The 24,478-nt window shown below is 68.7% G+C and carries 23 protein-coding genes and 2 pseudogenes; 14 read left to right on the top strand and 11 right to left on the bottom strand.

Annotation, left to right across the window (positions count from 1 at the left end):
* Window positions 1-58: 58 nt before the first annotated feature.
* Entirely contained in the window at window positions 59-865 is an 807-nt protein-coding gene (gene thiD, locus BLO63_RS02575) for a bifunctional hydroxymethylpyrimidine kinase/phosphomethylpyrimidine kinase (RefSeq protein ID WP_091436472.1), read from the bottom strand.
* 331 nt (window positions 866-1,196) lie between these two features.
* Here thiD and BLO63_RS02570 point away from each other — a divergent pair, with 331 nt between their 5' ends.
* A complete protein-coding gene (locus BLO63_RS02570) occupies window positions 1,197-1,433 on the top strand; it encodes an Lrp/AsnC ligand binding domain-containing protein (RefSeq protein WP_018391378.1) in 237 nt (78 codons plus the stop codon).
* A 4-nt stretch (window positions 1,434-1,437) separates the two neighbouring features.
* On the opposite strand, the gene BLO63_RS02565 is transcribed toward BLO63_RS02570, so the two are convergent.
* The 3 genes from BLO63_RS02565 to BLO63_RS02555 all read right to left on the bottom strand — a co-directional run bounded on the left by BLO63_RS02565 (window position 1,438) and on the right by BLO63_RS02555 (window position 3,583).
* Window positions 1,438-2,364 (bottom strand): DMT family transporter, encoded by a 927-nt coding sequence (locus tag BLO63_RS02565; protein WP_091436470.1) that lies wholly within the window; start codon window positions 2,362-2,364, stop codon window positions 1,438-1,440.
* A gap of 68 nt (window positions 2,365-2,432) precedes the next feature.
* Complete coding sequence (locus tag BLO63_RS02560) at window positions 2,433-3,143, bottom strand: cytochrome b/b6 domain-containing protein (RefSeq protein ID WP_244517560.1); 711 nt, start codon at window positions 3,141-3,143, stop codon at window positions 2,433-2,435.
* Window positions 3,140-3,583, bottom strand: coding sequence for a c-type cytochrome (locus BLO63_RS02555; RefSeq protein WP_091436467.1), 444 nt, complete (start codon window positions 3,581-3,583; stop codon window positions 3,140-3,142). The genes BLO63_RS02560 and BLO63_RS02555 overlap by 4 nt, the downstream gene beginning before the upstream one ends.
* 223 nt (window positions 3,584-3,806) lie before the next feature.
* On the opposite strand from BLO63_RS02555, the gene BLO63_RS02550 reads away from it, so the two are divergent.
* The 4 genes from BLO63_RS02550 to BLO63_RS02535 all read left to right on the top strand — a co-directional run bounded on the left by BLO63_RS02550 (window position 3,807) and on the right by BLO63_RS02535 (window position 7,480).
* The gene (locus BLO63_RS02550; protein ID WP_091436466.1) at window positions 3,807-4,622 is read left to right on the top strand and encodes a universal stress protein; all 816 of its coding nucleotides are present in this window, start codon (window positions 3,807-3,809) and stop codon (window positions 4,620-4,622) included.
* A gap of 271 nt (window positions 4,623-4,893) precedes the next feature.
* A complete protein-coding gene (locus tag BLO63_RS02545) occupies window positions 4,894-5,496 on the top strand; it encodes a LysE family translocator (protein WP_091436465.1) in 603 nt (200 codons plus the stop codon).
* Between the two features lie 71 nt (window positions 5,497-5,567).
* The gene (locus BLO63_RS02540) at window positions 5,568-6,425 is read left to right on the top strand and encodes a UDP-2,3-diacylglucosamine diphosphatase (protein WP_091436463.1); all 858 of its coding nucleotides are present in this window, start codon (window positions 5,568-5,570) and stop codon (window positions 6,423-6,425) included.
* Window positions 6,425-7,480, top strand: coding sequence for a glycosyltransferase family 4 protein (locus BLO63_RS02535; RefSeq protein ID WP_091436462.1), 1,056 nt, complete (start codon window positions 6,425-6,427; stop codon window positions 7,478-7,480). The genes BLO63_RS02540 and BLO63_RS02535 overlap by 1 nt, the downstream gene beginning before the upstream one ends.
* 3 nt (window positions 7,481-7,483) lie before the next feature.
* On the opposite strand, the gene BLO63_RS02530 is transcribed toward BLO63_RS02535, so the two are convergent.
* Window positions 7,484-8,473, bottom strand: a complete 990-nt coding sequence (locus tag BLO63_RS02530; protein WP_091436460.1) for a threonine ammonia-lyase — start codon at window positions 8,471-8,473, stop codon at window positions 7,484-7,486.
* Between the two features lie 132 nt (window positions 8,474-8,605).
* Between BLO63_RS02530 and BLO63_RS02525 the strand changes: the two genes are divergently transcribed.
* Entirely contained in the window at window positions 8,606-9,226 is a 621-nt protein-coding gene (locus BLO63_RS02525; RefSeq protein WP_091436458.1) for a helix-turn-helix domain-containing protein, read from the top strand.
* A gap of 338 nt (window positions 9,227-9,564) precedes the next feature.
* Here BLO63_RS02525 and BLO63_RS02520 read toward each other — a convergent pair whose 3' ends face one another.
* Window positions 9,565-11,781, bottom strand: coding sequence for an esterase-like activity of phytase family protein (locus BLO63_RS02520; RefSeq protein ID WP_091436455.1), 2,217 nt, complete (start codon window positions 11,779-11,781; stop codon window positions 9,565-9,567).
* 351 nt (window positions 11,782-12,132) lie between these two features.
* Between BLO63_RS02520 and BLO63_RS02515 the strand changes: the two genes are divergently transcribed.
* The 3 genes from BLO63_RS02515 to BLO63_RS02505 all read left to right on the top strand — a co-directional run bounded on the left by BLO63_RS02515 (window position 12,133) and on the right by BLO63_RS02505 (window position 15,482).
* The gene (locus tag BLO63_RS02515; RefSeq protein ID WP_091436453.1) at window positions 12,133-13,272 is read left to right on the top strand and encodes a TRAP transporter substrate-binding protein; all 1,140 of its coding nucleotides are present in this window, start codon (window positions 12,133-12,135) and stop codon (window positions 13,270-13,272) included.
* Window positions 13,273-13,524: 252 nt separating this feature from the next.
* Window positions 13,525-14,154 carry a TRAP transporter small permease subunit gene (locus BLO63_RS02510; RefSeq protein ID WP_091436451.1) on the top strand — a complete coding sequence of 210 codons (630 nt, stop codon included), beginning with the start codon at window positions 13,525-13,527 and terminating at the stop codon, window positions 14,152-14,154.
* Complete coding sequence (locus BLO63_RS02505; protein ID WP_091436449.1) at window positions 14,154-15,482, top strand: TRAP transporter large permease; 1,329 nt, start codon at window positions 14,154-14,156, stop codon at window positions 15,480-15,482. The genes BLO63_RS02510 and BLO63_RS02505 overlap by 1 nt, the downstream gene beginning before the upstream one ends.
* A gap of 69 nt (window positions 15,483-15,551) precedes the next feature.
* On the opposite strand, the gene BLO63_RS02500 is transcribed toward BLO63_RS02505, so the two are convergent.
* Window positions 15,552-17,027, bottom strand: coding sequence for an ATP-binding protein (locus BLO63_RS02500; RefSeq protein ID WP_091436447.1), 1,476 nt, complete (start codon window positions 17,025-17,027; stop codon window positions 15,552-15,554).
* A gap of 207 nt (window positions 17,028-17,234) precedes the next feature.
* On the opposite strand from BLO63_RS02500, the gene BLO63_RS02495 reads away from it, so the two are divergent.
* Together BLO63_RS02495 and bcsS are read left to right on the top strand one after the other, a co-directional pair.
* Window positions 17,235-17,693: a DUF488 domain-containing protein gene (locus BLO63_RS02495; protein WP_091436446.1), complete on the top strand. Its 459-nt coding sequence runs from the start codon at window positions 17,235-17,237 to the stop codon at window positions 17,691-17,693.
* A 209-nt stretch (window positions 17,694-17,902) separates the two neighbouring features.
* Window positions 17,903-18,580, top strand: a complete 678-nt coding sequence (gene bcsS / locus BLO63_RS02490; protein WP_091436444.1) for a cellulose biosynthesis protein BcsS — start codon at window positions 17,903-17,905, stop codon at window positions 18,578-18,580.
* A gap of 18 nt (window positions 18,581-18,598) precedes the next feature.
* On the opposite strand, the pseudogene BLO63_RS21245 reads toward bcsS, so the two are convergent.
* The 3 genes and pseudogenes from BLO63_RS21245 to BLO63_RS02480 all read right to left on the bottom strand — a co-directional run.
* Window positions 18,599-19,234, bottom strand: a pseudogene (locus BLO63_RS21245) (nucleotidyltransferase family protein); the annotation flags it as partial.
* A gap of 21 nt (window positions 19,235-19,255) precedes the next feature.
* Window positions 19,256-19,936: pseudogene (locus BLO63_RS21240) on the bottom strand (XdhC family protein); the annotation flags it as partial.
* Window positions 19,936-20,259 carry an XdhC family protein gene (locus BLO63_RS02480; RefSeq protein WP_018391408.1) on the bottom strand — a complete coding sequence of 108 codons (324 nt, stop codon included), beginning with the start codon at window positions 20,257-20,259 and terminating at the stop codon, window positions 19,936-19,938. The pseudogene BLO63_RS21240 and the gene BLO63_RS02480, both read right to left, overlap by 1 nt.
* Before the next feature lie 95 nt (window positions 20,260-20,354).
* On the opposite strand from BLO63_RS02480, the gene BLO63_RS02475 reads away from it, so the two are divergent.
* Window positions 20,355-21,443 (top strand): lysine-2,3-aminomutase-like protein, encoded by a 1,089-nt coding sequence (locus tag BLO63_RS02475; protein WP_091436441.1) that lies wholly within the window; start codon window positions 20,355-20,357, stop codon window positions 21,441-21,443.
* Window positions 21,440-22,627 (top strand): BaiN/RdsA family NAD(P)/FAD-dependent oxidoreductase, encoded by a 1,188-nt coding sequence (locus tag BLO63_RS02470; RefSeq protein ID WP_091436440.1) that lies wholly within the window; start codon window positions 21,440-21,442, stop codon window positions 22,625-22,627. Before BLO63_RS02475 ends, BLO63_RS02470 begins: the two co-directional genes overlap by 4 nt.
* 8 nt (window positions 22,628-22,635) lie before the next feature.
* Here BLO63_RS02470 and BLO63_RS02465 read toward each other — a convergent pair whose 3' ends face one another.
* Window positions 22,636-23,163, bottom strand: coding sequence for a flavin reductase (locus BLO63_RS02465; RefSeq protein ID WP_091436438.1), 528 nt, complete (start codon window positions 23,161-23,163; stop codon window positions 22,636-22,638).
* A 390-nt stretch (window positions 23,164-23,553) separates the two neighbouring features.
* Here BLO63_RS02465 and BLO63_RS02460 point away from each other — a divergent pair, with 390 nt between their 5' ends.
* Window positions 23,554-24,471 carry a branched-chain amino acid ABC transporter permease gene (locus tag BLO63_RS02460; protein WP_018391412.1) on the top strand — a complete coding sequence of 306 codons (918 nt, stop codon included), beginning with the start codon at window positions 23,554-23,556 and terminating at the stop codon, window positions 24,469-24,471.
* The last annotated feature ends 7 nt before the right edge of the window (window positions 24,472-24,478 follow it).

Genomic DNA, 24,478 nt, shown 5'->3' with positions numbered 1-24,478 from the left:
GGAACCCGCCCCGCTTAGCAGGCTCCGCCGCGAGGCGCGAGAGCCGATACGTCCGCGCTCACCACCAGGCGTGGAAGTGGTGCACCGGCCCGTGGCCCTGGCCGATGGCGAGCTCTTCCGAGCGAGCCAGCGCCCGGGTCAGATAGTCCTTCGCCGCCGCCACCGCCTCGCGCAGCGGCAGGCCCTTGGCCAGCCCGGCGGTGATGGCGGAGGACAGCGTGCAGCCGGTGCCATGGGTGTTGCGGGTGACGATGCGCGGCGCCGAAAGCTCCAGGAAGCCGTCTTCGTCGAGCAGCACGTCGATACTGTCCGGCCCCTCGCCATGGCCGCCCTTGATCAGCACCGCGCGCGGCCCCATCGCCAGCAGCAGCTGCGCCTGCGCCCGCACGCTGGCGAGGTCTTCCGCCGGCGCCGCGTCGAGCAGGGCGGCGGCTTCCGGCAGGTTCGGGGTGATCAGCAGCGCCTGCGGCATCAGATCGCGGCGCAGCGTCTCGATCGCCTCCGGCACCAGCAGCCGGTCGCCGGAGGCGGCGATCATCACCGGATCGAGCACAACCGTCGCCATGCCGTGGCGCTTCAACCCCGAGGCCACTTCCAGGATCGCCTCGGGGCGCGAGAGCATGCCGATCTTCACCGCATCGACCGCGAGGTCGGACAGCACGGCGTCGATCTGCGCGGCGATGAAGGCGGGCGGCACATCGTGAATGCCGGTGACGCCGCGCGTGTTCTGGGCGGTGAGCGCGGTGATGACGCTGGCGCCATAGACGCCGAGCGCGGAAAAGGTCTTGAGATCGGCCTGGATGCCGGCGCCGCCGCCGCTATCCGAGCCCGCCATCGTCACCGCAATCGGTGTGGAGCCTGCCATGCTACGCCTCCCCTCGCCGCGCGGGAGGCGGAGGCGTCGCGACGGGGAAAGCGGCCCCGAGCGCGCGCGATCCGTTCCCTCCGCCGGCATGACCCGGATCAGGTTCGTGGGTTGGCGGCGTGCCCGGCGGCGCGCCCGGCCTCTCGGCCTTACCTCTCAGCCCGGAGCGCTTGCGCGCCTTGGGCACCCCAACGTGATCGTCCCCGCGAGATAGGCGAGGACGCCCGCCCGCGCAAGCGCTTCCGGGCGCGAGCGCTGCCCGCGCCGGGGGTTGCGCCGTCCCCCGCCTTCTGGTTCCTATCGGCCTCCCGACCCAAGCCGGAAGACCGCGATGGTTCCCTTCTTCATGCAGATCAAATGTCAGCTCGGCCGCGCCTACGAGGTGGCGAACGCCATCGCCGACGCCGAGATCGCCTCCGAGATCTATTCCACCGCCGGCGAGTTCGACCTGCTGGTGAAGTTCTACGTGCCTGAGGGCACCGATATCGGCCATTTCGTCAATGAGAAGGTGCAGCTCTTCCCGGGCATCCAGGACACACGGACGCTGATCACCTTCAAGGCGTTCTGAGCCCTCACGGGGCCGGCGCGGCCGGCGGCGTGGTCGCCGCCTCCTCGCGCGTCCGGTCGATGCCGAGCTGGCGCTCGCGCCAGATGACGAACAGCCCGGCGGCGATGACGATGGCGCCGCCGAGCAGCACCAGCAGCGGCGGCATCTCGGCGAACAGGATGAAGCCGAGCAGCAGCGACCACAGCATGGCCGAATAGGCGAAGGGCGCCACGACAGAAGCCGGGGCGTAGCGATAGCTCTCGGTCAGCAGGATCTGCCCGACCCCGCCGATGAAGCCGATCGTCAGCAGCAGCAGCCCCTCGCGCCCGCTCGGCAGCACCCAGCCCCAGCCGGCGGTGGCGAGGCCGGCCAGCGCGGCGAGCGCCTGAAAATAGAAAACGATGCTCGCCGTCGTCTCGGTCTGGGTGAGACGGCGCACCTGCACCATCGCCCCGGCGGTGAAGGCCGCCGCCATCAGCGCGTACAGCGCGCCGAACATGTGGCCGGGCGTGTCGAACGAGCCGTGCATGTGCGGCCACAGCATCACCACCACCCCGCCAAGCCCGACCACCACCGCCGCCCAGCGATAAAGCTGCACCCGCTCGCGCAGCAGCAGCGCCGCCAGCATGACGGTGAGCAGCGGCGCGGCGAAGCCGATGGCGGTGGCGTCGGCCAGCGGAATCCGCGCCAGCGCCGCGAAGCTCAGCCCCATGGCGCACACGCCGATGGTGCCGCGCGCGACATGGCCGAGCGGATTCGCCGTCCGCACCGCCGCGCCGATCTCGCCGCGCCAGGCGAGCAGCGCCAGCAGCGGAAACAGCGCGAAGAACGAGCGCGAAAAGACGATCTCGCCGGTCGGAACGTGATCCGAGACGATGCGGACGAGGGCCGACATGATGGTGAAGAGGAACGTCGCGCCGACCTGCAGCGCGATGCCCTTGAGCGCGTTCATGGGGCCGCCATGGAGCACGGTTCACCAACTCCGGCAAGGGGGCTCGCCAGCCGGCCAAACGGGTTATTTCACGGGAAGGGATGGCCTCCCGCCAGCGCGATACCACCAAACACGACGAGGATCGCCAGCGCGAGGCAGGCGAGCGCGCGGCCCACCCCGCCCGGCGTCGCCGGCGCCCGGTCGGCATAGCTGGCAGCCGGCTTGGAGCCGGTGACCATGGCGCGGATCAGATTGTCCCGGCCGAACAGCGAATAGGCGAGATTGGCCAGCACATGCAGGCCGATCAGCGCCAGCAGGAACGGGTAGAGCCATTGGTGCCAGGCGGAGGCGCTGCGGATCGTCTCGTCGCTCACCGCGGCGGTCATCGGGCCATAGACGATGATGTCGTCGCTGGTGAACAGGCCGGTGAGTGCCTGCGCCGCCACGATCGCCAGCAGCGCCAGCACCATCCAGCCGCCGAGCGGGTTGTGGCCGAGGAAATGCGGCGGCTGTCCCTTGAGCAGGCTCATGGCATAGCGCAGCCCGCCGACCGGGCCGCTGACAAAGCCGGCAAAGCGCGCCGTCGAGCCGCCGACCAGCCCCCAGAGCAGCCGGAACACGATCAACACCAATATGGCCAGGCCGTTCCACTGGTGCCAGACCAGCGCCTCGTCGCCCCAGTAGCGGCTGGCGAAGGCGAGCCCGACCAGCGCCGCCAGGCTCCATTTCGCCAGCCGCGTCGGCAGGTCCCACGCCAGCATCGGCGCCGGCGTGGGTGAGGAAAGGGGGGCGCCGGTCAATTTTTCTGCCGGTAATTGTCGTGGCAGCCGCCGCAATTGCGGACCACGCCGGGGAAATTGGCCTTGAAGCTGGCCTCGTCGGTGATCGCCGCGCGCGCCGCGGCGGCGTCGGTGCCGAGCTTGGCGAAGCGGGCGTCGAAATCCGCCTTGTTGGTCCAGATCGCCGGCAGCGCCTCGGTGTCGCCAGTGCCCGAGCCCGCCGGGAACAGGGTCGGCAGCACCTTGGCGTCCTTCACATAGAGGTCCAGCGCCGCCTGCACCTGCGCGAGATCGAACGGCACGCTGCCGCGCAGCATGCCGCCGATCGGCTTGGTGGCATCGCCGAACTGCTTGAGCAGGGCCTGCCGCTCCTTGATGACATCGGCTTGGGCCATGACCGCGGTTGCGGCGATAGCGGTGATGATGCCGGCTGCAAGCGCAGCCGTCAGGCGACGAACCATGAGATGCTCCCTCATCTACGCGCCGGGCCCGGCGCGCGGTGCGAGAGTAGTGAGCGCGTATGCGATGGCAATGACGCACGCGGCACGGTCGCGCGCTCGTGATGGGGCGGAAAGCCGGGTACGGTGAATACCTAATGCCTCTTGCGGATCGTGGTTTTCCGCATGTTCATCGAGAGGCAATGTCCTTACGTCAAAAGAACAGCCGCCAGGAGAGAGAAACGCCATGTCCATCCGTACCGTCCTGCTGCACGCCGCGCCCGATTCGGGCTTCAGCGACCGTCTGGCCTTCGCCGCCGGCCTCGCGCGCCAGACCGGGGCCAACCTCAAGGCGGTCTACACGCTCTACCCCGCCGGCGTGCCGCGCGTCGGGCGTGCGCTGTCGATCTATGTGAACGAGCTGGTACGCGAGGCGAAGGAGAAGGAAGTCACCCTCAAGGCGCAGTTCGAGGCCGCCGTCGCCGAGGCCGGCGTCAACGGGGTGTGGCAGACCATCGAGGGCGAGGTCACGGCCGCGCTGCGCGATGAAGTCACCTTTGCCGACGTCACCGTGGTCAGCGAGACGCGCTATGGCACGGTCGACGACGAACTCGCCGCCACCCTGCCCGAGCATCTCGCCCTCGCCTGCAACGGCCCGGTGATCGTGGTGCCGACAGGCAAGCCGGTGCCGGCCCGCATCGGCCGCGTCCTGGTGGCGTGGAAGCCCTCGCGCGAGGCCGGCCATGCCGTGCGCTTCGCCCTCCCCGTGCTGGCGCTTGCCGACCAGGTGGAAGTGCTCACCGTCGAGGAAAGCAAGACGGATGTCTCCGCCTCCGGCGCCAAGCTCGCCGCCTACCTCTCCACCCATGGCGTCAATGCCACGCACCGCCATGTCCCCGAGGGCCAGGCCGGTGTCGTCATTCCCCAGGAGGCGCAGAAATTCGGCGCCGACCTGCTGGTGATGGGCATCTACAGCCGCTCGCGTCTGGCCGAGATGATCCTCGGCGGCGTCACCGCCTCGCTGCTGGTCGACCCGCCGGTGCCGCTGTTCGTCGCCCATTGAGCCGCCGGGCCGCGCGCCCGCCGCTTTGCCAGGATCGCCGCCGGCTCCGAACAAGGGCCGGCGGTTGTCGTTTTGGCGCACGGCGTCGGCGTTTCCGGGTTGCGGCCGGCGGGTACCCGGGTGGATCATTTCACCGTTTCATGGAAACAGTGAAATGATCCAGTTCTTTGCTCTGTCGCGTTTTCTTCACGCGAACCGGTAGCCACTTCGCTCGAAAACGCTCTAGCTCTGACGCGCCGATCCGGCCTGTCGCCCCGCCGAGGAAAATCCGGTGCCGCTGTCGTCCCAGCTTCTGCCCATGTTCCTGTTCGCGCTCGCCGGGGCGCTGACGCCGGGGCCGAACAACATGATCTCGGCCGGCTCCGGCGCCGCCTTCGGCTTCCGCCGCACCCTGCCGCAGATCTGGGGCGTCACGGTGGGGTTCGCGATCATGGTGGTGGCGATCGGCATGGGGCTGGGCACGCTGTTCCTCGCCATCCCCTACATGCACCAGACGCTGAAGATCGTCGGCTCGCTCTATCTGCTCTATCTCGCCTGGAAGATCGCCAATGCCGGCGGGCCGGGGGGCGGGACGGCGGTGGAGCGGCCGATGACCCTGCTGCAATCGGCGCTGTTCCAATGGGTGAACCCGAAGGCGTGGACCATCGCGCTGTCGATCGTGCCGGCCTTCACCACGGTGGGCGGCGAGCATCTGTTCGCCGAGGTGGCGATGATCGCGCTGGTCTCCGGCGTCGTCACCTTGCCCAGCCTGTGCCTGTGGGCGGGGTTCGGCGCGCTGCTCGCCCGCCTGCTGTCGACCCCGCGCCAGCAGCGCCTCGTCAACTACGCGATGGCGGCGCTGGTGGCGTTGAGCGTGGTCCTGCTCTTCCTCTGACACGCCTTCCGTGAAAGGTGCAGCGCAGCATCGTCATAAAAGGGTGATGCGACTCGGGCTTATGCTTCCCCATGGAGACATTGCCCAGCCCGTTTGAGGGCCTGATCGAGGGGGCTTTCGAGGTGAACGACGCACCCGAGGCACGCCGCTATCGCAGCCTGTTCCTGTCCGACGTCCATCTCGGAACCAAGGGCTGCCAGGCCGATCTTCTGCTGGATTTCCTGCGCTATCACGACGCCGACACCATCTACCTCGTCGGCGACATCGTCGACGGCTGGCGGCTGCGCTCGGGCTGGTACTGGCCGCAGGCGCATAATGACGTGGTGCAGAAGCTGCTGCGCAAGAGCCGCAAGGGCACGCGCATGGTCTATCTGCCGGGGAACCACGACGAGTTCCTCCGCGACTATTACGGCAATCATTTCGGCGGCATCGAAGTGGTCGAGACGGCGATCCATGAAGGCGCCGACGGCAAGCGCTATCTCGTCATCCATGGCGACGTGTTCGATGTCGTGGTGCGCCACGCCCGCTGGCTCGCCTTCCTCGGCGATGGCGCCTACACCGCCGCGCTCGGACTCAACACCTATCTCAACTGGATCCGCCGCAAATTCGGCTTTCCCTATTGGTCGCTGAGCCAGTGGGCCAAGCTGAAGGTGAAGAACGCGGTCAACTTCATCGGCCGCTTCGAGGAAGCGGTGGCCACCGAGGCCCGCCGGCACAAGGTGGACGGGGTGGTGTGCGGGCACATCCACCACGCGGTCATTCACGACAGCTTCGGCGTCGAGTACATTAATTGCGGCGACTGGGTCGAGAGCTGCACGGCAATCGTCGAACATGCCGACGGGCGCTTCGAGCTGATCGACTGGGCGCGCCAGACACGGGCGCGGGTGAAGGCGCCGCTGCTGCTCGAACGACCGAAGGTCGCTGCCTGATGCACATTCTCGTCGCCACCGATGCCTGGCTGCCGCAGGTGAACGGTGTTGTCCGCTCGCTGCAGAACACCGCCCGCGAGGCCGCCACGCTGGGCGCGCGGATCGACTTCCTCACCCCCGCCGATTTCCGCACCGTGCCGATGCCGACTTATCCGGAAATCCGGCTGGCGCTGGCCACCCCGGGGCGGGTGCGCCGCCGGATGGACGAGATCGGCGCCGATTACGTGCACATCGCCACCGAGGGCCCGATCGGCATCATGGCCCGCCGGGCCTGCCTGTCGCGCGGGCAGAGCTTCACCACCAGCTACCACACGCGCTTTCCCGAATATCTCTCCGCCCGCGCCCCGGTGCCGGAAGTGCTGTCCTATGCCTGGCTGCGGCGCTTCCACAATGCCGGCGCCGGCATCATGGTCTCCACCCCGACGCTGGAGACGGAACTGCGCGGGCGTGGCTTCCGCAACATCATGCGCTGGTCGCGCGGGGTCGATGCCGAGCTGTTTCACCCGCGCCCCGAACCCGAGATGGACGCCTTGGTTGCCGCCCTGCCCCGCCCGATCTTCCTCTCGGTCGGCCGGGTCGCGGTGGAAAAGAACATCTCCGCCTTCCTCGATCTCGACCTCCCCGGCTCGAAGGTCGTGGTCGGCGAAGGCCCGGCCCGCGCGGAGCTTCAGGCCCGGCACCCCGACGTGCATTTCCTCGGCCTGCGGGAAGGCGAGGCGCTCGCCCGCATCTATGCGGCGGCGGATGTGTTCGTGTTCCCCAGCCTGACCGACACCTTCGGCATCGTGCTGCTGGAGGCGCTGGCCAGCGGCCTCCCCGTCGCCGCCTTCCCCGTCACCGGGCCGAAGGACGTGATCGGCGAGGCGGACCTCTCCGTCGGCGTGCTCAGCGCGGATCTGCGGCAGGCGGCGCTCGGCGCGCTCGACATCGACCGCGCGGCGGCGCGCGCCTATGCGCTGCGCTTTTCCTGGCGCGCCTGCACCGAGCAATTCCTGCACAATATCGAGGTTGCCCACGCCCGCGCCCACGTCATCCCCGCCGTGGCGGCGGGCTGAGGCTCACGCCACCGCGAGGCAGCGGGCGAAGGTGGTCGCGTCGACATTGCCGCCCGACAGCACGAGCACGGCCAGCTTGTCGGTGAGGTCGAGCTTGCCCGCCAGCACGGCAGCGAGCGTCACCGCCCCGCCGGGCTCGACGACGATCTTCAGTTCCTCGAAGGCGAAGGCCACCGCCCGCGCCACTTCCTCGTCGGTGGCGGACACGCCCTCGCCGACGAGGCGCGACGAAATCTCGAAGGTCAGCCGCCCCGGCGTCGCCGCCAGCAGCGCATCGCAGATCGAGCCGGTCGCCTGGTTGTTGCGCTCGCGCCCGCCCGAGCGGAAGGAACGGGCGTGATCGTCAAAGCCGGCCGGCTCGGCGGTCAGGACCCGGGCGTCCGGGAAATGATGCCGCACCGCCAGCGCGATGCCGGAGACGAGGCCGCCGCCCGAGGCGTTGGCCACCACCACATCGGGGGTCAGGCCGAGCGCCAGCAGGTCCTCGGCGATCTCCAGCCCCACCGTGCCCTGCCCGGCGATGACGTGGAAATCGTCATAAGGCGGCACAAAGATGGCCCCTCGCTCCCGCGCGATCGCGCCGGCAATGGCGTCGCGGTCGTCGGTTTCGCGGTCGTACTCCACCACCTCGCCACCGAAGGCGATGGTGCGCGCCTTCTTCATCGCTGGCGCGTCGGTCGGCATCACGATCACCGACGCCATGCCCATCAGCGTCGCCGCCGCCGCCACGCCCTGCGCGTGGTTGCCGGAGGAGCAGGCGACCACGCCGCCCTCGCGCTGGTCCTGCGGGATGCGCGAGATGCGGTTATAGGCGCCGCGAAACTTGAACGAGCCGGTGCGCTGGAGCGCTTCCGGCTTCAGGAATACGCGCCCGCCGGTGAGGGCGTCGAGGCGGGCGCTGGAGAGGAGCGGCGTGCGGACCGCGACGCCGGCGAGGCGTTCGGCGGCCGATGTCACGTCGTCATAGGTCGGAAGGGCGTTGCTCTGCATCATGGCGCCAGCTTAATCCGGCCGGGTGAGGCGCGCATGCGCTTTCCGTACCCTCCCGCCGCTTTTTCGCATTGGCTTGCGCCGGTGTGCCCGGGCGACCTAAATACAGGCCTCACAAGCCAAACAGGAGACGGCATGTCGGGCCGGACACGCAGCCTCGACCGCGGCGACATGGATGCCGGGGCGCAGGCGATCACCGGCCAGCTCGGCCGCACCATCCAGCGCCTGCGCAAGGCCTATAATCTCTCGCTGTCCGAGCTTTCCGAGCAGTCCGGCGTCGCCAAGTCGATCATCAGCCAGATCGAGCGCAACGAGACCAACCCGACGCTCGCCACCGTCTGGCGGCTGTCGCAGGCGCTCGACATGTCGATCGACCGCTTCATGGCCGCCACCGATGACGAGCCCTTCGTCGAGCACCTCACCCGCGCCGACACGCCGATCCTGCTGTCGGAGGACGGCAAGTGCCGCCTCACCATCACCGGCTGGATCAAGACGGTGGAATGGCTGCAGTGGTTCGACTTCGTCGCCGGGCCGGGCGGCGAGCTGATCTCCGACGGCCATCAGCGCGGCTCGGTGGAATGCCTGTCCGTGCTGGCCGGCGAGCTTCAGGTGGAGTGCGGCGACGTGATCGAGACCGCCCGCGCCGGCGAGACGCTGCGCTACCGTTGCGACCGTCGCCACGTCATCCGCAACCTCACCAGCGAGCCCGCCCACGCCACCATGGTCTGCCTGCTCAAGGCCGCCGTGCTCGACTGACGCCACGGCAACGCAAACGGGCGCCCGAGGGCGCCCGTCCGTGGTGCCTGGCGATGGACGTTGACCACCGCTCCTGTCCGACCATCCAGCCCTTGGCCGCGCCCACCGGCAAGGCTGGGTCCCCGGGTCAAGCCCGGGGATGAGGGAACCATGAGAGCCGGGGATGACGGCGGCAGTGAGATCGGCCGGGGATAGATGCCCCAGCCGACCGATCACCTACCCCTCATGGCCGGGCTTGACCCGGCCACCCAGACTTTAACCGGGAGAAACCGGCAAGGCCGGGTCCCCGGGTCACACCCGGGGAAGAGGGGCGGGAGATTGAGGCGCCGGCCCCTCCCTCAGTTCATCTTGCCGATCGCCATGAACTGCGTCTCGCCGGAGGAGCCGTCGACGCCGTCATTGTCGGTGACGAGGAAGCCATTGCCGGCGGCGTCGATGGCGAAGCTCTCGACCTTGTCGAGCACATAGCCGTTCGTGGCCTTGAGCAGCGGCAGCAGGTCCTTCACCTCGCTCTTCACCAGCACCGGCGGGGCGGCCTCGCTGCCGAGCGGCGCCGGCTTCACGTCCTTCAGCGACACAAAGGTGAGCTTCTTGATCGCGGCGTCCGTGCCGATCTGGTTGTCGCGCTCGATGACGATCAGGCCGTCCTTGTAGGGCGTCAGCTCGGACAGGCCGACCCAGCCCTTGGCAGCCTTGTCGAGCGGGTAGCGCACCGCGCCCCAGCTCTTGTCGGCCGGCTTGTAGGCGATGAGCTTGGCGAAGCCCTTCGGGTCGTCCTTCCATTCGCGCTGCACGGCGATCCACACCGTCTCGTCCGCGCCCGAGCCGAGGACGGCGACGCCCTCGAAGCCGAAGCGGCCGGCCTGCGCTGCCACCGCCTCGGGGAGCGCGATCTCTTCCGCGATGGCGCCATCGGCGCCCACACGCAGGAGAAGGTTCTGCGTCGCCTTCTCCTTCTTCTCGGGATTGCCCTCGGAGACGACCCAGAAGCCGCCCTCGGGACGCACCGCGATGCCTTCAAGGTCGAGGCCCTTGGCCGGCGCGCCGTCCTTGGTCAGCACGGTGGCGGCGGTGATCTTCGCCGGCTTCGCATTGGCGTCAATCGTGAGGATGCGCGCCTGCGCATAGGCGCTGTCGGTCACGGCATAGAGCTTGCCCGCTTCCTTTGCGTCGGTCGAAAAGCCGGACAGCGCGCCCCACCAGATCGGCAGCCCGTCGGGGCCGTCGGCGGAGACGATCGTGGGATAGGCCGGCGTGGCGCCGGGCTGGCGCTGGTAGAGGGTGACGACCGAGCCGATGCCGTCATCCTCGCGGTTGTCGGTCTCGGCGGCGGTGACGAAGAGGTCGCGCTTGGGCAGGGCGATCAGCCCCTCCGGCCCGACGCCGGCGGGCAGCACCTGCAGGAACTCCGGCGCGGCGCCGGCGCCCTTGTCACGATAGACGAAGACCAGCGAGCCGCGCTCGGAGGCGACGAAGATCAGCCGGTCATCGCCGAAGGTCGCAACCTCCGCGCCCTCCATCTCGATGCCCTTCTTGTTGCGCTTGTCGGGATAGTGGCCGAGCCGCACCGCCATGTGCTCGGGCACCGTCCCGCTCTCGAACAGCAGCTTGCCGGTCTTGTCGAAAATGGAGAAGCCGCGCGAGCCGCCCTTCCAGTCGCCCTCATTGGCGATCACGAAGCGGTCGTCGTCGATCCACTGCACGGTGTCGGGCTCGCGGGCGACGCCCTCGGCCGAACCGGAGAGGTCGATCACGCCGTCCTTCTTGGTGTCGATCTTGTCGAGATCGACCGTGCCGGCGGGGAAATGCGCGAGGATCTTGCCGGTGGGCAGGTCGACCACCACGATGTGGTTGTTCTCCTGCAGCGTGACCACGACCTCATTGCGCGCATTGATGTCGACATATTCCGGCTCCGGGTCCTCCGGCGCCACCGTCGCGAGGCCGGTGAGGTCGATCACCTTCCGGGAGGCGTCGACCACGCGGCCATTCTTGACCTCGAAGGTGGTGAGGTTGCCCGCCGGCAGCTGCGGCAGAGCGCCATCATTGAGATCCTCGTCGCGCTCATTCTCGATGGCGATGGCGAGATAGCTGCCGTCCGGGCTCTTGGTGATCGAATCGGGCTGGCCGCCGAGGTCGATCTTGTCCTCGACCTTGCGGGTGGCGAGGTCGACCACAGCGAGATGGCCGGAGGGCTTGGCCTTCGATTCCGAGGTGTTGACGCCGACATAGGCCTTGGCGCCGATCACGACCGTGGTGGTCGGCTCGCCGTCGAGGGCGACCACGCCCGCCGACTTCGGCGCCGCCGGATCGGTGATGTCGATGAAGCCGATGCGCTGGCCGGGGCTGTCGCTGTAGATCAGCGTGTTGCCGTCCTCGGTGAAGGTGATGATCTCGGCGGCGGTCGACTTGGCCGCGGCGGCACCGGCGGGCAGGTTGTCGACCACGTTGAAGGTGCCGATGCGGTTGAACACCGCGTCGGCCGCGACGCTCGGCGACGCGAGCGCGACGAGCGCGAGCACCGCGACGGAGGCGCTGGCGAGGAACAGAGGGCGCATGGCGGGAAACTCCTCTCGGGAAGCGGGCCGGCAGCCCGCGCTGCTGCGGTTCAAGTCCCCGCCGATGACAGACGGATGACGACGCGGCGGCTGGAGCGGGAATTCCACCGCAGCGGCCCTCGGGGGCGGCCCGCACAGGCCTGTTGCGTCGGCGAAAGGCCCCCCGCCGCGCCGGACGGCGCCAGCGCCTGCCCACCTTCGACTTTCGGACGAGGGAAATCGTCCTGAAAGCCTGAAATTAGGGCTTGCACTCGCCCCTGCGGCATCGTCTCCTTGCGTCATCGGGACAAGGCGCTGAAGCGCCGCCCGGCGGGCTCGACCCGCAAGGAAACGCCATAGGAGGAACCGCCCATGACCGACACGTCAGGGAAGAGCACGGACGCGCGTCAGGATGTCCGTACCAGCCGCCGCCGCTTCATCGCCACCGCCGCCGTGGCAGCCGCCGGCGCGACCATCGCCGCCCCGGCGGTCCATGCGCAGGCGCCCATCAAGCTGAAATTCCAGTCCACCTGGCCGAACAAGGACATCTTCCACGAGTTTGCCGGCGACTATGTGAAGCGCGTCAACGCCATGACCGGCGGGCGCGTCGAGCTGGAAATCCTGCCGGCCGGCTCGGTCGTCCCGGCCTTCCAGATGCTGGACGCGGTATCGTCGGGCATTCTCGACGGCGGCCACGGCGTCGCCGCCTACTGGTACGGCAAGAGCAAGGCGTTCTCGCTGTTCGGCACCGCCCCCGCCTTCGGCTGGGATGCGGACGAACTGCTCGGCTGGGTGCGCTACGGCGGTGGCCAGGAACTCTATGACGACCTGGTACAGAACACGCTGAAGCTGAACGTGGTCGGCATGCTGACCGGGCCGATGCCCAGCCAGCCGCTCGGCTGGTTCAAGAAGGAAATCACCAGCGCCGACGACATGAAGGGCATGAAGTACCGCACCGTCGGCCTCGGCGCGGACCTGTTCAAGGAGTTCGGCGCGGCGGTGACGATCGTTCCGGGCGGTGAAATCGTGCCGGCCATCGATCGCGGCCTGCTCGACGGCGCCGAGTTCAACAACCCCTCCTCCGACCTGATCCTCGGCTTCCCCGACGTGGCCAAGGTCTACATGCTCGGCAGCTACCACCAGGCGCTCGAATGCTTCGAGATCCTGTTCAACAAGACCAAGTTCGACAGCCTGCCGTCCGACGTCCAGGAAATCCTCAAGGGCGCGTCCGACGCCACCTCCTCCACCATGATGTGGAAGGCGCAGGACCGCTACTCGAAGGACCTTGAGGCGATCAAGGCGCGCGGCGTGAAGGTGCTGCCGACGCCGAAGGCCGTGCTGGAAGCCCAGCTCAAGGCCTGGGACACAGTGATCGCCAATCTCTCGGCGGACCCGGTGTTCAAGAAGGTCGTGGACAGCCAGAAGGAATGGGCCAAGCGCATCGTCGGCTTCCGCCTCGAATATGAGCCGGACTCCAAGTTCGCCTACGATCACTTCTTCAAGTCAGCCTGACCTGCCTGCGCGTGCGCCCCTCTCCGGCAACGGAGAGGGGCTTTTGGTTTCGGCAAAGCATTGGCGATCCCTGCAATGGACCGCGATGGCGTGCGACGGCGCCGCTGCGCGACCGTGATGTCGGGCGCGTCATCGCTTGGGCTGCCTTCTCTTGGCTTGTCCATCCTTGGTTCGCCAGAGCCTGGTTTGCCCGCGCTGCTCTGCCCGATTTGGCCCCGTCTGACCTTGCCTTGCCCGAAGAGGCCCCTCCCCATGCAATCCATCCTACTCGGCGTCGACCGGCTGAACGGCCTCATCGGCAAGATTTTCGCCTGGTGCATCGTCATCCTGATGGCGGCCATCTGCTACGAAGTGTTCTGCCGCTATGTGCTGCGGGACCCCACCACCTGGGCCTATGATGTCAGCCTGATGCTCTATGGCGCGCTGTTCATGATGGCGGGCGCCTACACGCTGTCGCGCAACGGCCATGTGCGGGCGGACTTCCTGTACCGGAAGTGGCATCCGCGCACCCAGGCGAAAACCGACCTGGTTCTCTACTTCCTGTTCTATTTCCCGGGCATCCTGGCGCTGATCTATTCCGGCTGGGGCTATTTCTACCTGTCCTACCTGCTGAACGAGCACTCCTCCTTCAGCCCGGACGGGCCGGTGATCTGGCCGTTCAAGGCGCTGATCCCGATCACGGGCGTGATGATGCTGCTGCAGGGCATGGTCGAGGTGGTGCGCTGCTGGATGTGTCTGCGCGACGGCGACTGGCCGCAACGCCTGCATGACGTTGAAGAACTGGAGAAGGTCATTCTCGACGAGGCCGCCGCCAGGGCTGCCGAGGAAGAGGCCCGGCTCAACGCCATTGAGCGCGAATCCACCACGCGGGGGTCCCTGTGATGTTTCTTTCCGATCCCGCGCTCGGCATCCTGATGCTGGTCGTCTTCCTGATCCTGCTGATGCTCGGCTTCCCCATCGCCTTCACCCTGATGGCGCTGGGCGTGGCCTTCGGCTACCTCTCGATCGGCGACGGCATCTTCCAGCTCTTCGTCCAGCGCACCTATTCGGTGATGGCGAACGACGTGCTGATCTCGATCCCGCTGTTCCTGTTCATGGGCTATGTGATCGAACGGGCGAACATTCTCGACCGGCTGTTCCGCGCCATCCAGCTCGCTGCCGGCTGGGTTCCCGGCTCGCTGGCGGTGGCCACCCTCATCACCTGCGCCCTGTTCGCCACCGCCACCGGCATTGTCGGCGCCGTGGTGACGCTGATGGGCCTGCTGGCCTTCCCGGCCATGCTGCGGGCGGGCTACGACACCAAGATCTCCGCTGGCGTCGTGTGCGCCGGCGGCTGTCTCGGCATCCTCATCCCGCCCAGCGTCATGCTCATCCTCTATGGCGCCACCGCCGGCGTCTCGGTGGTCAAGCTCTATGCCGCCGCGTTCTTTCCCGGCGTCGCGCTGGCCGGCATGTACATCGCCTATGTGATCATCCGCGCGATGCTCAACCCATCGCTGGCGCCGAAGCTGCCGGCGTCGGAGCGCAACGTTCCCGCGCTCACCATTATCTGGGCGCTGCTGACCTCCTTCTTCCCGCTGGTCGCCCTGATCGTCTCGGTGCTCGGCTGCATCATCCTCGGCCTCGCCACCCCGTCGGAAGCCGCCGCCATCGGCGCCGCCGGCGCCATCCTGCTGGCGCTGGCCTACCGCACCTTCAGCATCGAGAAGCTGAAGGATTCGGTGTTCCTCACCGCCCGCGCCTCGGCGATGGTGTGCTGGCTGTTCGTCGGCTCGGCGGTGTTCTCGGCCGTGTTCGCGCTGCTCGGCGGCCAGCGCGTGGTCGAAGAGTTCATCATGGGGCTGGACATCGGGCCGATCGGCTTCCTGATCCTCACCCAGATCATCATCTTCGTGCTGGGGTGGCCGCTGGAATGGACGGAGATCATCGTGATCTTCCTTCCCATCTTCCTGCCGCTGCTCGACCATTTCGGCATCGATCCGATCTTCTTCGGCGTGCTGGTGGCGCTGAACCTGCAGACCTCGTTCCTCTCCCCGCCGGTCGCCATGGCGCCCTTCTATCTGAAAGGCGTGGCGCCCAAGCATGTGACGATCGAGGAAATCTTCTCCGGCGTGATGCCGTTCATCTTCATCGTCGTCTTCGCGATGATCCTGCTCTACACCTTCCCGAACTTCGCGCTGTGGCTGCCGAACTATCTCTATGGCGGCTGAATTCCGCGCCACGCCAAACGGAAACGGGCCCCGACGGGGCCCGTTTTCATGTGCGGCGGCGAGGACGCCTCAGGCGTTGAGCGCCTTGGGGTCGCCCGGCGCGGTCTTCCAGCCGAGGGCGGGGAAGCGCACCACCCGCCGGCCGCGGAAATCCGCCTCGCACACCAGGTGCCCGCGCTCTTCCATATAGGTCAGCAGCCAGCGCCCGCGCGAGGGCGAGCGGCTGCCATAGGCCCGCGCCAGCGCCTCGTCGGCGGGCGACGGCGCGCCCTCCATGCCGGCGCGCGCCAGCAGCAGAAACACGCCCTGCATTTCCTCCGGCAGCCCGGTCGCCTGCTCTATCGCCCGCGCCCAGCCCTCGTCGCCGGGGCGGGAATCCAGCCCGGCCCGGGCAATGGCCAGCCGGCGGGTGAAGGCGGCGAGATCAGGCACTTTCGAGCCGACCCGCCGTACCCGGCAATGCACGAGGAAATCGGGATAGAGCGCCGCGGCGGAGCGGAACGGCGCTTCCGGATCGGACACGAACTGGCGCACGATCTCCTCGACCAGCGCCTCGCGTTCGGCCTCGAACGCCGCCGCGGCCTCGGGATCCACCGGCACCGGCTCGGGCGCCGGCGCGTCCTCCAGCGTCTCCAGAATGGCGTCGGTGGCACGCGGCTCGGCGCGCGGCGGCGGGGCCGGCAGCGGCTCGGTGCCGAGATCGTCGAAGATCAGGTCCTGCAGATCCGCCATGGCGATCTCAGGCGGCGGCAGCAGCGCGGGCCGCCCGTTGCGGCTGGCGGTCTCGACATGGCCGATCTTCACCGGCAGCGGGCGACGCGACAGCGCCGGGCCGAGCGCCACGAAGGAGCCGGTGTTGAGGTCGCGAAAACTCTCCGCCTGCCGCTTGTCCATGCCGAGCAGATCGGCGGCGCGGGCCATGTCGATGTCGAGGAAGGTGCGGCCCATCAGGAAGTTGGACGCCTCCGCCGCCACGTTCTTGGCCAGCTTGGCGAGGCGCTGGGTGGCGATGACGCCGGCGAGTCCGCGCTTGCGGCCACGGCACATCAGATTGGTCATCGCCGAAAGCGAGATGCGCCGCGCCTCGTCGGAAATCTCGCCGCCGCCGGAGGGCGCGAAGAGCTGCGCCTCGTCGACCACGACCAGCATCGGGAACCAGTATTCGCGGTCGGCGTCGAACAGGCCGTTGAGGAAGGCAGCGGCCGAGCGCATCTGCGCGTCGGCGTCCAGCCCTTCGAGGTTGAACACCACCGAGGCCCGGTGCTTGCGGATGCGGGCAGCGATGCGCTGGATTTCGCCGGCGGTGCGCTCGGCGTCGATCACCACATGGCCAAAGCGCTCGGCCAGCCCGACAAAGTCGCCTTCCGGATCGATGATCGCCTGCTGCACATGGCCGGCGCTCTGTTCGAGCAGGCGGCGCAGCAGATGCGATTTTCCCGAGCCGGAATTGCCCTGCACCAGCAGGCGCGTGGACAGGAGCTCTTCCAGATCGAGCCGAACCGGCTGTCCGGCGTTGCTGCTTCCGAGCTCGATACCGATCTTCATCTGCGATGACGCATCCCTGGAACGTTTCACCCCGCGAGGTGAAGGCCGCACGCTTCGCTATCCGGTCCCTCGGCCGATGGATCCGGCCGGAAGGGCTCGCCCGGCCCTGCCTTTAGCACGCGACAAGGACCCGCGCCGAGCGCGCGCAAGAACTCCACAGATTCGGCCCGGCTCGACAAGCCCCGTCCTTAGGGTCATCTTCCCTCCATGTCGCCCCCGCCCTTCTTCACCATCGGCTATGAACAGGTCTCCTCCGCCGCCGTGCTCGACACGCTGAGCGGGGCCGGGGTCGATCTTCTGGTCGATGTGCGCGCCGTCGCCGCCTCGCGCCGCGCCGGCTTTTCCAAGAGCCACCTCGCCGCCGGGGTGAGCGCGCGCGGCATCGGCTATCTGCATCTGCGCGGCCTTGGCACGCCGGCGGAAGGCCGGCAGGCGGCGCGCAGCGGCCATTATGACGAGCTGCGGCGCATCTACGACGCCCACCTCGCCACCCCCACCGCGCAGGAACAGCTCGACGAACTCACGGCGCTGGTGAAAGCGGGCCGGCGGGTCTGCGTGCTCTGCTTCGAGCGCCATCCCGAGCATTGCCACCGGCAGATGGTGGCCGATCTCATCTGCGAGCGGGTCGGCCTAAATGTCGAGCACCTGATGGCGCCGCCGGTCTGAGCCCGCTCGCCCAGCCCCTGCGACAAAATGCGCCATGCCAGGGCGTGTATCGGTGGATGAATTCGCCCCACGGTTGATTGAGGGTGTTCCGATACGGTGCTCGGATGAGGGGTAATTCCTGACCATCTGCAACCGTGAGCGCGGCGATGTTTTCTTCGCCGGCGCGAACCCTCGCGCCCCTCCTCGCGGCCTTGTCCGCCGCGTGCCCAATGTCCTGCGCGGCAGCCGAGGAGAGTGCGGAGGCGGCCCTGCGTCGGCGGCTCTATTTCTACACCGGCCTCGATATCGCGCGGGACAATGGCTATGGCTGGGGCGGCATGGCGTGGGCCCCGTTCGCGCCGATGGACCAGGAGGGGCTGCGGCTGCGCACCCAGACCGGCGGCGGGCGCTACCAGTACCGCACGCAGGCCGTGCCGGGGGGCTGGAACACCGGCAACAAGACGGATGGCGAGGTGCTGATAGGCTGGCAGTTCCTGCGCGGCGCCCATGCTCTCGCCCTCTATGGCGGGGTGAATGTGGTCGACAACCGGCTCGATGATCCCGACCCCGGCAACCGCGACCAGGGCACGCAGTTCGGGGCGAAGATCGTCGCCGAATGGTTCTACCGCCTGGATGAGCGCTGGACGCTCACCGCCGCCATCAGCGCCTCGACCGCGGACGGCACCGTGAACGGCCGCGCCACCGCCGGCTGGCAGGCCATCCGCTGGCTGAATGTCGGCATGGAGACCGGCGTCACCACCGACTGGCTGGACGAGAGCGCCCGTCTCGGCCTGTTCATCGCCTGCCCGCTGGAAGGCTGGGAGCTGCGCGCCGCCACCGGCTGGCGCTGGAGCAGCGACAGCGACGACAGTCCCTATGGCACGCTGTCCCTTTACATGCCGTTCTGACCCGCGCGCCGCGCCGGTTCAGGCGTCTTCCGCCTTCATCGCCTCCAGCGCTGCATCCGCATCGATATCCGAGGCGGCGGCGATGGCGTGAATTTCCAGCGCCTCCAGATCCTCGCGGGTGTCGATATCGAGAAAGGCGCCCTCGCCTTCCACCGGCACCTCGACCACGAAATCGGGGTTCTGCGCCAGGATCTGGCGGGCGCCGACATCGCCGGCGAGCGTCTTCAGCGCCGGGAAGAGGGCGCGGGCCAGCGCCACCGGGTTGCCGTGGCGCCCCTCCGCCACCGGCACCGCCGCCAGCCGCCCGCGCGAGGGATCGAGCGCATCGGCGAGGCGGTCGACCAGCGAAGGCTCGACCATGGGCATGTCGGCCAGCATCACCACCACCCGCTCCACCTCCCTTGGCAGCGCGGCGACGCCAGCCTTCAGCGAGGTCGACAGCCCCTGGGCGAAATCCGGATTGTGCGCGAAGGTGACGTCGAGCCCGGCCAGCGCCGCCCGCACGGCCTCCCCCTCATGCCCCGTCACCACGATCACCGGCCGCGCCCGCGCGGCAAGCGCCGTCTCCACCACCCGGCGCACCAGCGGCACCCCGCCGAGCGGCGCGGTCAGCTTGTGCGCCTGCGGCATGCGCGTGCCCTGCCCGGCCGCCAGCACCAGCGCCGCCGGCGGGCGGGCCGGACGGCGGCGCAGCTCGCCGACGATCTGGGCGAGAATGGACACGGCGATCTCGGCCGGGTTGGCGGCGCCGATATCGAGGCCGATGGGCGCGCGGATACGCTCCAGCGCCGCGCGCGGCACGCCGCGTTCCGCCAGCCGCGCCACCCGCCCCGCATGGGATTTGCGCGAGCCGAGCGCGCCGACATAAAAGCACCCCGCCGCCAGCGCCGCTTCCAGCGCGGGGTCGTCGATCTTCGGGTCATGCGCCAGCACGGCCACCGCCGTGAACGGATCGAGCGCCAGGTCGGCCAGCGCCTCCTGCGGCCACCGCGCCCGCACCTCGACACCGGGGAAACGCTCCTCCGTGGCAAAGGCGGTGCGCGGGTCGACGATGATCACCTCGAAGCCGACGGCCTTGGCCATCGGTGCCAGCGCCTGCGAGATGTGCACCGCGCCAGTTATGACAAGGCGCGGCGACGGCAGATGCACGGTGAGGAACAGCCGCGAACCCTCCACCTCCACCCGTCCGCTGCGGCCACTGCGCAGCGCCTCGGCCAGAGGCTCCGCCAGCGTGTCGCCCGCCACCTCGGCGGCACGGACCAGCCGCTGCCCGCCGCTATCGAGATCGGTGACAAGGACAATGGGGCGGCGCGCGGCGCGCTCGCTGTTCAGCGCATTGAGCAGCGACAGATCCATCAGGAAACCTTCTCGACATAGACGGCGATGCGCCCGCCACAGGACAAGCCGACCTGCCAGGCGGTCTCGTTGGCGACGCCGAACTCCAGCAGCCGGGGGCTGCCATCGGCGATCACCTCGGCGGCTTCCGCCACCACCGCGCCTTCGACGCAGCCGCCCGACACCGAGCCGAGGAAATTGCCGTCCTCATCGATCGCGAGATGGCTGCCCACCGGACGCGGCGCCGAGCCCCAGGTCTCCACTACCGTCGCCAGCGCCACGCCCCTGCCCTCCTGCCGCCAGCTCGCCGCCGCCTGCAGCACATCTTCCTCGCGCGTGAGCATCGGCTCCTCCTTCGCGTTCGACCATTCGCCGCACTATAGCGCGGCAACGCGGCTGCGCCTTGCCGGCGCGCGCGGAAACGATCACAAGACCGCGCATGACCTCCACTGCCCGCTCCCACCTCGCCCCGCCCGCCCCCGCTTCGCTGCCGGGACGGACGCTGCGCCGCGTCGACGAGCTGGCACAGGCCGGGCTGGCGCACGCCGATCCGGCGCTGGAGGCGGTCGCCGCGCGCTACGCGGTGGCGGTGACGCCGGTGCTGGCCGGCCTGATCGACCCGACCGACGCCGCCGACCCGATCGCCCGCCAGTTCGTGCCCGATCCGCGCGAGCTGGAGACGCGGCCGGAAGAGCGCGGCGACCCGATCGGCGACGACGCGCACAGCCCGGTGCCGGGCATCGTCCACCGCTACCCCGACCGGGTGCTGCTGAAGCTGGTCGGGGTCTGCGCCGTCTATTGCCGCTTCTGCTTCCGCCGCGAAATGGTCGGGCCGGGCGCGGAGACCAGCCTTTCCGAGGAGGCGCTGGAGACCGCCCTCGCCTATATCGCCGCCCGTCCCGAAATCTGGGAGGTGGTGCTGACCGGCGGCGACCCGCTCATCGCCGCCCCGCGCCGCCTTGCCGACCTCATGGCCCGGCTCGCCGCTCTTCCCCATGTGAAGATCGTGCGCTTCCACACCCGCGTGCCCATCGCCGCGCCCGAGCGCGTCACGCCGGCGCTAGTGGCGGCGCTGCGGGTGCCCGGCGTGACCACCTATGTCGCCGTCCACGCCAACCACGCCCGCGAACTCGGCCCCGAGGCGCGCGCGGCGCTGGCCCGGCTGGCGGATGCCGGCATCGCGCTGGTCGGCCAGAGCGTGCTGCTGGCGGGCGTCAATGACGCGGCGGAGACGCTGGCGGCACTGTTCCGCGCCCTCGTGGAATGCCGGGTGAAGCCCTATTATCTCCACCATCCCGACCTCGCCCCCGGCACCGCCCATTTCCGGCTGCCGATCACCCGCGGGCAGGAGCTGATGGCGGCGTTGCGCGGGCGCGTCTCCGGCCTCGCTTTGCCGACCTATGTGCTCGACATCCCCGGCGGCCACGGCAAGGTGCCGATCGGGCCGGGCTATCTGGAGCCCGCACCGGAGGGCTGGCGCGTCACCGATTATTGCGGCAGCGTGCACGCTTATGGAGAGGGCGTGTGAGCCGCCCCACCCCCGTCGATGTGGTGGTGATCGGCGCCGGCGCGGCCGGGCTGATGTGCGCCATCGAGGCCGGACGGCGCGGGCGCCGGGTGGTGGTGCTCGACCATGCCCGCGCACCGGGCGAGAAGATCCGCATCTCAGGCGGTGGCCGCTGCAACTTCACCAATCGCGACGCCGCCCCGCGCCATTATCTCTCGGCCAATCCCGGCTTCGCCATCTCGGCGCTGAAGCGCTACAGCGCGCAGGATTTCATCGCCCGCATCGACCGGCGCGGCATCGCCTGGCACGAGAAAACGCTCGGCCAGCTGTTCTGCGACGGTTCGGCCCGGCAGGTGGTGGACATGCTGACCGACGAGCTGCGCGAGGCCGGCGGCGAGCTGCGGCTTGCCACCTCCATAACGGGCATCGAGCGTACCGCCGATGGCTTCACCGTGGCGACGGCCGCCGGCACCTTCGCCTGCGCGTCGCTGGTCATCGCCTCGGGCGGCAAGTCGATCCCGAAAATGGGCGCCACCGGCTTCGGCTATGAGGTGGCGGAGCGCTTCGGGCTGACGCTGCAGCCCACCCGGCCCGGCCTCGTGCCACTCACCCTCGATCCCACGCTGCTGGAACGCCTCGCCCCGCTCGCCGGGGTGGCGGTGGAAGCGCGGGTGAGCCATGGCAAGACGCGGTTCGAGGAAGGGCTGCTGTTCACCCATCGCGGCCTGTCCGGGCCGGCGATCCTGCAGATTTCCTCCTATTGGCGCGAGGGCGACGAGATCGCGCTAAGCCTGGCGCCCGGCGCGGATATCTTCGCCCGGCTGAGGGAGGCACGCGCAGCCCATGGCCGGCAGTCGCCCGCCACCGCGCTGGCCACGCTGCTGCCCAAGCGCCTCGCCCAGCTGATCGCCGAGCGCGAGGCCGGCGCGGTCAACCTCGCCGACCTCTCCGACAAGGCGCTGCGGCGGATCGACGAGGCGGTGAATGGCTGGCGGCTGAAGCCGACCGGCTCGGAAGGCTACCGTACCGCCGAGGTGACGCTCGGCGGCGTCGACACCGCCGGCCTCGATTCGCGCACGCTGGAGGCGCGCACCGTGCCGGGCCTCTTTTTCGTCGGCGAGGTGGTCGATGTCACCGGCTGGCTCGGCGGCTATAATTTCCAATGGGCCTGGTCGTCCGGCTGGGTCGCCGGGCAGTTTGCCTGAGCCGAGGCTCAGACCGACAGGAACCCCCGCCCAAGATAGGCGAGCTTGGCCTTGTCCGGGCCGAGCGTCACCGCCTCGACCCGCCCGACCAGCACGTCATGGGTCGCAACGGTGCGGATTTCCACCATGCGGCACTGAAACACCGCGATCGCCCCGGTGAGGCAGGGCAGGCCCAACGCTCCCTCATGCCAGTGGCCGACGCCGAATCGCTGCTCGCCCTCCAGCCCGCCACGCCCACCGAAGCTCTCCGCCACGCTTTGCTGCTCGGCGCCCAGCATGTTGACCGCGAACCGGCCGGACTGGCGGAAGGCGGAGGCGGAGCGGATGCGGCGGTTGAGGCAGACCAGCAATGTGGGCGGGCTATCGGACACCGAGGCGACGGCGGTCGCGGTGAAACCGGCCCGCCCGTCCGGGCCGTGGGTGGTGATCACATGCACGGCGGCCACCAGCCGGCTCATCGCCTCGCGATAGAGCCCGGCCTCGACCGCGTGCGCCGCGTCGTGATGTGCCCCCTCATGTGCCTTGGGCTGGTCCAAGCTGCGTTGCCTCCTGCGGCCTCGCGTGGGGCGACGATCCACGCCACGCGGCTGCGCTGTGCATAACCTCTGCGGGGCGCATTTGAAATCCGCGCGCGCCCCAGCCTCGTACATGACGTTGTGAAGACAAAAATGACAGGTCCCGCCACAGTGCGGACGCAGCGCCACCACATTAACCGTTTGAGTTGCAAGGAGATTCACGAAAAAGGTATTTAAATACCCTGGTATCATGCTTTTCGATCGATTGCATTTCGTCTTTCGATCGAATTGTATCGGAACGTGGCGCAGGCTAAGAGTCAGAGGCGCACACCGTACGGGCACGGTTACAAACTGTGCAAAAGCCCGACGGCAGCGCTTGCGCAAATGCGGCTGAGGGGAGCCGGCACAATCATGGAAATCTTTGTTCAGCAGCTCATCAACGGGCTGACGCTCGGCTCGATCTACGGGCTGATCGCCATCGGCTATACCATGGTGTTCGGCATCATCGGCATGGTCAACTTCGCCCATGGCGACGTCTTCATGGTCTCCGCCTTCATCGCGCTGATCTGCTTCCTGCTGGTCACGACGGTGATGGGCATCACCTCCATCTTCCTGGCGCTGGCCATCGTGCTTGTGGTGGCGATGGTGTTCACCTCGCTGCTGAACTGGGCGATCGAGCGTGTGGCCTACCGGCCGCTGCGCGGCTCGTTCCGGCTGGCGCCGATGATCTCCGCCATCGGCATGTCGATCTTCCTCGCCAATTTCGTGCAGGTGACGCAGGGTCCGCGCAACAAGCCGATCCCGCCGATGATCACCGATGTGATCGTGCTCATGGACAACGGCTCCTACCAGGTCACGCTGGCCTGGAAGCAGGTGATCATCATGGTGATCACCGCCGCGCTGCTCGGCGGCTTCTGGTACCTGGTGCAGAAGACCTCGCTCGGCCGCGCCCAGCGCGCCTGCGAACAGGACCGCAAGATGGCGGCGCTGCTCGGCATCAATGTCGACCACACCATCTCGCTGACCTTCGTCATCGGCGCCGCGCTGGCCGCCGTCGCCGGCACGCTCTACCTGATGTATTACGGGGTAGCGAACTTCGCCGACGGCTTCGTTCCCGGCGTCAAGGCCTTCACCGCGGCGGTGCTCGGCGGCATCGGCTCGCTTCCCGGCGCCGTGCTCGGCGGGCTGCTGATCGGGCTGATCGAGACCTTCTGGTCGGCCTATTTCTCCATCGAGTACAAGGATGTCGCGGCGTTCTCCATCCTCGCCATCACGCTGATCTTCATGCCGCAGGGCCTACTGGGCCGGCCTGAGGTCGAGAAGGTCTGAGGTCGCG

The sequence above is a fragment of the Ancylobacter rudongensis genome (assembly GCF_900100155.1).
Classification (GTDB): Bacteria; Pseudomonadota; Alphaproteobacteria; order Rhizobiales; family Xanthobacteraceae; genus Ancylobacter; species Ancylobacter rudongensis.
This window is presented reverse-complemented; position numbering and strand designations above follow the sequence as displayed.